The organism is Bacillus cereus group sp. BfR-BA-01382, assembly GCF_022663475.1.
Classification (GTDB): Bacteria; Bacillota; Bacilli; order Bacillales; family Bacillaceae_G; genus Bacillus_A; species Bacillus_A thuringiensis_S.
This window is the reverse complement of record NZ_JAKUFQ010000154.1, coordinates 1-9,291: the sequence shown is the minus strand read 5'-3', so window position 1 is coordinate 9,291 and position 9,291 is coordinate 1. Positions and strand designations below refer to the sequence as shown.

The following is a 9,291-nucleotide window of genomic DNA, read 5'->3' as shown; positions in this document are numbered from 1 at the left end:
AATACAGTTAAGTATTGTATAGTTTTATATTATAGGAGGGGAAAAATATGTCGTTTTTTGGCGAAAAATTCACAAATTTATTGGTAAATTTAGATGTAGCAAGCCTAATTGGAAAAATAAAGCAATACCAAGGGAGATTGGAGGTCTATGAGAAGGAATTTCCATGTACATTAGAAAAGTTGCAAATATCTACTCAACTTCAACATACCAAAGATTTTGTCGCAATGTATAAAAACTTAAAAATAACAAATAAAAGGTTAAAAGAATTAATTACATATGATCTGTCGCCAAAAACAATGATTGAAGATGAAATATCTTGTTACGTTGATGCGCTATCACTCATTCATAATAACTATGAAAGGCTTACTATTGATCCAAGTACAATCTTAGAAATACATTTTCAACTTTTTAAATATGCTACTTCGGATAGTGGAACGTGGAGAAAACAGGACATCTTACTTGAAGAACATGAGCAACTTAATTTCTCATTTTATTGCTATCGCCCTTTAACAATTAAAGAAATCCCAGAAGCAGTAAAAAATTTATGTGAAGAATATAATTATTTATTAAATCAAAAAGATATTGATCCACTAATTTTAATTTGTAATTTTGTACTTAATTTTATATGTATTTTTCCTTTTGAATCTGGAAATGGAAGAATGGTACGTCTACTTATATCTTTATTACTATTACAAAGTAAACATTCACTAGTGAAATATATTTCACTAGATAAAATAATAAAAAAATACGAGAGAGATTATTATGATGCCCTATATAAATCTTCAGCAAATTGGCATTTTCAAGAACACAATGTATCCTTTATATTAAAATGTCTATTACATATTATTCTAGAAGCATATAAAGAACTAGACGTACATATTACAAGTTACCAACTGAAAGGGAATAAAAGCTTTAAAATTAAAGAGTATATATTAAAACAAGAACTCCCTTTTACAAAAGAAGCAATACGGATGGTATTTTCAGATGTTTCACCAAGCACGATCAATAAAGCATTTGCATGTTTACAAGAAGAAAAATTAATTAAACTAATATCAAAAGGCCGTAATGCAGTTTGGACTAAAACAAAAATATAAATAATATCAAAAATATAGGGTACTTTTTTAACATTAATAATTAAAACATACATATAAATTTATTTCACATACACAATAGATATTTTTACATAATACATAAAGAGATAATTTGTCGCTACATTATTCATACAACTATTTTTGAATTTTTTCTTTCCTTTCTATACTTCCGAAAGTCTGATAACAGACTTTATAGGAAGTATTAAATATATAAAAACTATATATTCAGTTTTTATATCCCAACTATTAGTAATAGGAACTTAGCATTTATTCCGTTTCACCTAAAGCATTTTAATAAAAGTAAAAGAGAAAATACCTAGATTTAACTTTAATTCATTAAAAAATTCGATTTCACTTAAGTAAGTGCCCATTAATCTTATCTCTAATAGCAATGGCTATAAATTCTTCAATAGAGCTATTTGTTTCATTTGTAATTTCTTTCAAGTATTTGTATTCCTTACTTGTAAGTATGACAGACTTCGTTACTGTATTACTATCCAAATATACGCTATGATTCATTCTTGGAACAATTTTCCCTTCTATTATATAAGGTGTTAACTCCTCAATCCATTCCATTTGAATTCCTGGTGGTAATGTAATTAATGATTGACGAATCTCAAAATACCAAAATGTTTCTTCTTCTAAAATCTTTATATTTCTTGGAGATACGTACTGTAATATATTATCGATTATGTGAAAAATATTGTTTCGTAATTGCGCAGATTTAGGAAAACGAAACTTAACAAACCTTTGATGATGACTTCTAGGTTTATCCGACAGTTTATAAGCGGACTCATATCCTGCTTTTAATGCCTCGCTAAGTGTCATATTAGTTCCAAATTCATCAAGAACTATAATATCACCACGTTTTGGAATAGAAATAACACGTGCCAATGTATTGCCTTTTACAAACTTTTGAAATAATACTACATTATATTTCTGCGAAAATGTATATATATGATTAACTTGTTCTACTTGCTGAACAAGTTCACGAACATCCTCCTCCTTCACAAATTTCGTTTGTCGATTACGATGTTCTATTAAAAAATAAACTAACTTTCCTTCTTCTATCCATTTTTCAAGCTGATTCATACTAATATGATACTCTTTACTTGCTTGATATAAAGTAATCCCCTCAATTTTACGTTCTTCTTTTACTTTTTCTACTTCTTCTCTACTAAATAAAAAACTACCATCTAAACGCCACGTATCCTTATTGATTGGTGTTAGCTTTCCTTGCTTCATTAAATTATTAAAAATAAAGTGACTTATATCTAAATAATCTTTTACTTCATTTGTAGTCATAGTCATTTCATATGCGCTAATCATTCTAATTCCTCCTCACACCTCGTAATTTACATAATAATATTATGTAAATTAAAATTTATAGTATTTACATTTTAAATAAATTATAACATATATCGATATATATATTAGATTGTAAATTAGAGTAATGTCTAATTTAACTTTCTTTTTAAATTTAATTTTACAAAATATTAAACTATATAATAAAAAAACTATTTTTAAAATTAAATAATAACCATAGAAAATGGGAGATTTTCTATAGTTACTATATACTGCTTACTTTATAATATTTAATATAAAAGGAATTTATAAGGAGTTGAATAACATTGAAATTTGAATTAGATATTGTTCATAGTGAGACTTCTTTAAATAACATAGAGAAACAAAAACAAAATTTCACAAATCTAATTGCATTATGGAACCCTGATTATTTAAATGAAGCGGAAGTAAAAAAGGAAAATAACGAAAGAGAAGATTCATATACATATGAAGGATTTTCAGATGAAGAAATACTGTACTACTACTTGAATCGACAAACACATTTTGACCAAGAAAAACGCATCAAAGATGCATCAAGAATCCTATATGCACGTGATTTAAGTCAGTTTTATTTCTTTATTAAACAAAGTGAGGAATTTCTACAGAAAGATGTAAAGGATTATAAATTTGGTCAAGTATGGAGAAACCTTAGGAAACGGCATATCCGTAATTATCAAAAATGGTTATCTCAAGAGGCAATCTCCTATCAGTCAAAAGATAAATACAAGCCATCTACAGTTAGTAGAAAGCTTGGTATTATTCGTTCATATTTGAAATGGCTATATGAAATCCAATATATTCAGGATCCTCTACATGTTGAGATACTAAGTACAGCTGTAAATAAACAACATAAACCTAAACGGGAGTTATCATATGAGGAAGTAAAACAATTGCTTCATTACTACAAGGATAATGAAATTAATTACGCCTTATTGTCAGTCCTAGCTACTACAGGATTACGTGTTGCAGAAGTCGCACATGCAAAGTGGGATGATCTTGAGTATGACGCTATACGAGGACGATATTATTTAAAGGTTGATACAAAGGGAGATAATGAGCGGATTGTTTCTATTAATAAGGAGATTTTTAATCGGATTGCCGCATTTCGAATGCGGAGAAGATTACCTATAGACATTGGGAATAGAAATGGTGGGACAGTATTTCAAACTAAAAACCATACTGCTTATAGAGAGAATTATTTGTCACAATATATTTCTAAAATTATTAAAGATACTCAGCTACCCTTTACAGAGAATATGGGAATTACTCCGCACTTCTTTAGACATTTTTATGTACAGTACTTATATGATTACAAAGGATTACCACCTCATATTATCGCAGCTGCAGTAGGTCATAAAAATGATCGTACTACAAAAGAAAATTATTTAAATCAGCGCTTGACGAAAGATAATGATGCAGGTAATCTAATTTTGGAAGATGAATTTTAATTTGAATGTGTAATTTTTATATAATTAAAATTGATTTCCAAACCTTTTTTTCATGTCTGTCATTACGTTTATTCTCTATCAAGATTCTTTGATACTATAGTCTACCTATAGGGAACCTTGTCGTGCTTTGTTATAAACTACTTAGAAAAATTAACATCAGAACTTTTTGCAAGTTAAAAGTTGATTTTATTTAGCAGTGATAATTTATTAGTTGTAAATAGTTCATAATCTAATTTTTTTGTTCTAATAACAACTATTTCTGAAAATTCAAACTCCCTACCGACCTTTACCACTTTGGTAGTGTTCATAATAGTATTATTTGTATTAACCTCAACGATATCCTCTAAAGAAATATTTATTATTGCACTTTGCCATATAATGGTTAATTTTTCTTTTGATTTAATAATTTCTATCTCTGTCATATTGCTAGTAACTCCCTAATCTATTTGTGTTTATCTATATAATAGAGTATATGTTTAGAATAGAAACCAGCCAATTTCATATATATTCACTCAGCCATTGTGTAAATAGGTAATTCTGGTATAAAGGTTTTTAAAAGATAAAAATTTAATAGAAGAAACTCATTGAGAAATAACTGTTGTTATGCTTATGGAAATCTTAGAGTTAAAAGAAACACGTTTTATAAAATAATGAAAGAATACAAAAAAGCAAAGTAGCATCTTTTCAATTAGAAATGCTGCTTTGCCTCTGGTTATAAGAGCGCTGGTACTTCATCTTCAATTGGATCAACTATATGTTCATTAAAAGATTCAGCATGTTGTCTACCATATCTATTAAACTAGCGGTGTTTATTTTCCCTGATTCCTTTCCATACCTAAGGTACCCAAAAGTCCACTGGATTCCCGAGGCTACTATCCACATTTGTGTCTCTGAAAAGGCTTTTTGTGCCATTAGACGTAACTGTAGGTTCCTGAACAAGCAAAATCATGAAAATACACAAAAAGTTAGATTATCATCCATTACATTACTGTTTTGCTTCTTTCGAATAGAAAAACTCGGAAGAACGCCACTTGTTCGATATCTCCTCAATGTGATAAGGTGTCGTTCTGCAACATCCACCTATTAAACGTGCACCTGCTTGGTACCATTCTTCAGATAGAATATCCAACGCGTTACATTGTTCATGACCATGCCATGTTTTTGTTTCCGGATTATAAGTTTCACCAGAGTTTGGATAAACAATAATCGGTTTTTTGGTGTTTGCCCTCAACTCTTGAATTGCACCAGTCACAACGGTTACTGGCGCACAATTGATGCCTATCGCTACAATTTGTTCACTTTTCTCAAAAACTCGTGCACACTCCACGAGTTTCATACCTTCACTAATCTCTTTCTCATTTTTTAGCGAAAAGGAAAGCCACGCATATGTTTCTGGAAACTCACTCAATAATGTATCTAATACTCTTGCTTCTTGCAGGGAAGGGATCGTTTCAAATGCCAATAGATCTGCACCTGCTTCGATTAACGCAGACATTCTCGAACGGTGAAAGTCTGCTAATGTTTTATCTGTCACACCATAGTTACCTACATACTCTGAACCATCTGCAAGGTAAGCCCCGTACGGCCCAACTGATGCAACAACCAATGGTTTAGGCCTATTCGTTTGAATATTTTCCTTCCAAAAATCATCTCTTGCCCTTCTTGCAAGTAACACCGTTTTCTTAATTAATTCCAAAGCTTCCTGTTCTTGTATTCCACGCGCGGAAAAACCACTAATAGTAGCTTGATAGCTTGCTGTTATGGCACAGTCCGCTCCAGAACGAAAATAGTCCGAATGAACCTGATAAATTAGTTCCGGATTTTCTAATAACACACGTGCCGACCAAAGTGGATCGTCCAAATTACATCCATGCCCCTCCAATTCAGTAGCTAATGCTCCGTCAAGAAGCATAATGGAATGTTGGGATAAAATAGCATCAATTGGGTTGATTTTGTTCGACATAATCTATACTCCTCTTTTTTAGATTTTTTGTTAGATAATAACTTCCATAGCAAAACAAAATAAACGGTATGCCGCAATATAAGGCAATTCTCTGTGTTGGATCGAATGCAATTCCAATACACGATGCCAGACAAAGGCTAAAAGAAGCAATTGGTACGAATGGATATAGTGGTGTGCGATAAATCAAGTCCTTTTCAGAATTTCCTTCTTTCAAAAATTGTCTGCGAAATAGGAACTGGGAAGCACTAATACTCATCCAAACTATAACTACTGCTAGACCGGAAATGGAAACAAGTACGATATAGACAGTATCTGGTGCCACAATACTTGATAGCAAAGCCAAAGCTCCACCCACCATGCTGAAAATGACGGCGTTGATTGGAACACCTTGCTTCGTCATTTTCCCAAAAATCGGAGATATCGTATTCTTATTAGCAAGCGACCAAAGCATTCTAGAAGAGGCATAAAGGCCTGAGTTTGCCGCAGATAAAATGGCTGTTAAGATAACGAAATTCATTATGTCAGCTGAATATGGCACCCCAATTCGTTCTAGAACTGCAACAAAAGGGCTCTCTAATACCCCTGCATCAGAACTAGGCAATAACGCAGATAAAACAACAATCGTTCCTACAAAAAAGATGATCAATCTCCACAGAGTAGTTCGAATGGCCTTCGGTATCATTTTTTCCGGGTTCGCTGTTTCTCCAGCTGCAATGCCTATTAATTCTGTTCCCGAAAAAGCAAAATTAACCGCAAGCATGGTCATCATAATAGCCGTAGCACCATGAGGAAATAAACCTCCACTTGTAAAATTAGAAAAGAGTGGTGCTGCTTTTGAATGAGTCATCGGAAGAAACCCTAGCATTGCCGCTACTCCTAAAACAATAAAAAACACAATAGCTATAACCTTTATCAATGAAAACCAAAATTCGGATTCGGCGAAAAATTTAACAGTCAGGACATTTAATACAAAGATCAAAATGGCAAAAAGAGCACTCCATACCCAAACATTAACCGATGGAAACCATCGCTTCATAAGTAATCCTGCAGCTGTAAATTCAGAACCTAAAGCAACAGTCCAAGTTAACCAATACAACCAGGCTACTGTATACCCTGTACCCGGTCCAATGTATTTAACTGCATAACTATGAAATGCGCCCGTTTCAGGCATATGTACGGAAAGCTCGCCTAAACATAGCATAACTAGATAAACCACTAGCGCACCAATCAGATAGGATAGAATTGTTCCAAACGGGCCAGCTTGTTGAATAGTGTAACCCGAGCTTAAGAATAAACCAGTTCCAATCACCCCACCAAGTGATAGCATGACTAAATGACGTGCTTGCATTTTCCTTTGAAATTCTTGCCCATTTTTGTTCTCCATTTCTACTCTCCTTTAGTTACTATCCAGAAAAAACAAAAACGCACTCTAAAAAAGAGGGCGCTACTGACAAATAAAAACGGAAGCTCTCATCTACCAGGATTATCACCCGCTGGAATTAGCACAGTGTCTACTTAAGCAGACCTGTTGCTGAGGTTTCATAAGGCCAGTCCCTCCACCTCTCTGGATAAGAAATATTTTTTTATAACCATATCAATCTATTTAATAACCGTCAAGATAATTCTGTTTTTTAAAAAAATTATCTATTATAGAAATACAAAAACAGATTATTACTATAACTGCAGCCAACTCCTTCTTGGGTATTATTTAAAAATCGAACATACAAAACCTCATTTATTTATGATAAGGTTCATAAGAACTCCCTCAAATACCCAAAAACGTTATCCTTTCATGATCCCTATTAGTTGAAACAGAAGTGCAAGAACTTTCAAAAATAAATTTTTACATTGAAATGGATGTAGAACTGTAAGATTTCGCCACTTTGTCATATGGAACTACCTAGAACAGTTCGAAGTTTTTCCAATCATTAGAAGAGAAGTTGGCGAAAGCACAACGTATTCTTTCTAGATGAATGAAAGAATCTTCTCGCTGGAATAAATAGCTAATAAAAGTAGCTAGAATTCATACATACATGAATAATACTAGAAAAGATTACTTGGATAAAATCTCAACGGAGATCAACAAAAATCATGATGTTATCGGTATAGAAGATTTGCAAGTATTGAATATATAAAAAGCAATAAGTGAGGTATCATGGTCACAGTTTCGATCCATGTTAGAATGCAAACCAAAATGGTATGGCAAACAAGTCATTTTCGTATCGAAAACATTTGCTTCGAGCTAATTATGTTCTTGTTGTGGATATCAAAACAGAGACGTTAAAATTCTATCTTACTGTCCTTCTTGTCGTACACGCCATGATCGGGAAATTAACGCAAGTATTAATCTAAAGAATGAAGCGATAATACTTCTAACCGCAAGGATTGTGGAGGTTTCCTAAATTAATTGAAATTGAGGATAGTTCAAAAACATTTTCTACTTCATTCCTTTCAAAATAATTAAACTCAATGAATAGAATTTAATTATAGAAAAATAATAATAATAATAAAAATGGACTATTATACATATTAAGAGGGTGAACGCATGTCCTTAATTGAAGAAAAATTAAAAACTATCACGAATGATATCGTTGAAACTATTCAGACGAATAATTTACAAGAACTCAAAAATAGATTAGAACACACCTTTGATATTTGTGCCGATTTGGTTGAACATCCTTTGCAATTGAAAACAAACACTAATATTTTACTATATTATTTTGAAGGCCTTACAGATGGTGTCGCTTTAAAAGGCAATGTTGTTACACCATTATTACAAAAAGTAAATGAAGACAGTCAAATATTTAATTCTAATATTGTTGCTACTCATACCAAAATAGTATATACGTGGAATGAAATTAAAGAAGGATTACTTGAGGGGCAATGTATTCTATTTATGGAAGGTGAAAAGCGGTCACTTTTAATTAATACAAAAGGCTGGGCAGAAAGAGCGATTCAAGAACCAATTTCAGAAGTTACTATTAAAGGCTCACATGATGGATTTATTGAGAATGCCACAAAAAATATAGGCTTAATTCGTCGATATATTCCTTCTACAGAATTAAAAATCAAAAAGCTGATGATTGGAGAAAGAGCAACTTCATTAGTCTATTTAATTTACTTAGGTGATGTTGCGAGCGCAGATGTAGTTCAAGAAATAGAAACTAGAATCTGTAAAATTAAAACGGATGCGGTATTGAGCATTGGAGAACTATCTAATTATACAAAAGATCAAAATTGGACTCCTTTTCCACAGGCGTATTTAAGCGAACGCCCAGACGCCATTTCAAATCATTTACTTGATGGGAAAGTAGCAGTTTTAATCGATAGATCCCCTGGTGCAATGGTTGTTCCTATGAATTTGATTGGATTTTTTCAAACCCCAGATGACTATAATATTCATTGGCTCATCGCATCATTTTTTCGCTTATTACGATTTGCAGGA

General features: G+C 32.2%; 7 protein-coding genes, 1 pseudogene and 1 riboswitch. Of the genes and pseudogenes, 4 read left to right on the top strand and 4 right to left on the bottom strand.

Annotated features, from left to right (window positions below):
• Window positions 1-47: 47 nt before the first annotated feature.
• Complete coding sequence (locus MR160_RS31675; protein WP_000007498.1) at window positions 48-1,094, top strand: Fic family protein; 1,047 nt, start codon at window positions 48-50, stop codon at window positions 1,092-1,094.
• 348 nt (window positions 1,095-1,442) lie between these two features.
• On the opposite strand, the gene MR160_RS31670 is transcribed toward MR160_RS31675, so the two are convergent.
• A complete protein-coding gene (locus MR160_RS31670; RefSeq protein WP_242299041.1) occupies window positions 1,443-2,420 on the bottom strand; it encodes a DNA-binding protein in 978 nt (325 codons plus the stop codon).
• Between the two features lie 302 nt (window positions 2,421-2,722).
• On the opposite strand from MR160_RS31670, the gene MR160_RS31665 reads away from it, so the two are divergent.
• Window positions 2,723-3,883, top strand: coding sequence for a tyrosine-type recombinase/integrase (locus MR160_RS31665; protein ID WP_242299040.1), 1,161 nt, complete (start codon window positions 2,723-2,725; stop codon window positions 3,881-3,883).
• A 173-nt stretch (window positions 3,884-4,056) separates the two neighbouring features.
• Here MR160_RS31665 and MR160_RS31660 read toward each other — a convergent pair whose 3' ends face one another.
• From MR160_RS31660 to mmuP, 3 genes are all read right to left on the bottom strand, one after another.
• Window positions 4,057-4,305: a SunI/YnzG family protein gene (locus tag MR160_RS31660; protein WP_242299039.1), complete on the bottom strand. Its 249-nt coding sequence runs from the start codon at window positions 4,303-4,305 to the stop codon at window positions 4,057-4,059.
• Window positions 4,306-4,868: 563 nt separating this feature from the next.
• Window positions 4,869-5,846 carry a homocysteine S-methyltransferase gene (gene mmuM / locus MR160_RS31655; protein ID WP_242299038.1) on the bottom strand — a complete coding sequence of 326 codons (978 nt, stop codon included), beginning with the start codon at window positions 5,844-5,846 and terminating at the stop codon, window positions 4,869-4,871.
• The gene (mmuP, locus tag MR160_RS31650; protein ID WP_242299037.1) at window positions 5,821-7,230 is read right to left on the bottom strand and encodes an S-methylmethionine permease; all 1,410 of its coding nucleotides are present in this window, start codon (window positions 7,228-7,230) and stop codon (window positions 5,821-5,823) included. Before mmuP ends, mmuM begins: the two co-directional genes overlap by 26 nt.
• 83 nt (window positions 7,231-7,313) lie before the next feature.
• Window positions 7,314-7,421, bottom strand: a riboswitch (SAM riboswitch).
• A gap of 221 nt (window positions 7,422-7,642) precedes the next feature.
• Between mmuP and MR160_RS31645 the strand changes: the two are divergent.
• Window positions 7,643-8,248: pseudogene (locus tag MR160_RS31645) on the top strand (RNA-guided endonuclease TnpB family protein); the annotation flags it as partial.
• Window positions 8,249-8,391: 143 nt separating this feature from the next.
• A partial coding sequence (locus MR160_RS31640) for a spore germination protein (RefSeq protein WP_242299036.1) occupies window positions 8,392-9,291 on the top strand: 900 nt, incomplete at its 3' end.

Coding starts and splice junctions, on each gene's coding strand:
- MR160_RS31675 (WP_000007498.1), top strand. CDS start 48: ATGTCGTTTTTTGGCGAAAAATTCACAAATTTATTGGTAAATTTAGAT.
- MR160_RS31670 (WP_242299041.1), bottom strand. CDS start 2,420: ATGATTAGCGCATATGAAATGACTATGACTACAAATGAAGTAAAAGAT.
- MR160_RS31660 (WP_242299039.1), bottom strand. CDS start 4,305: ATGACAGAGATAGAAATTATTAAATCAAAAGAAAAATTAACCATTATA.
- mmuM (WP_242299038.1), bottom strand. CDS start 5,846: ATGTCGAACAAAATCAACCCAATTGATGCTATTTTATCCCAACATTCC.
- mmuP (WP_242299037.1), bottom strand. CDS start 7,230: ATGGAGAACAAAAATGGGCAAGAATTTCAAAGGAAAATGCAAGCACGT.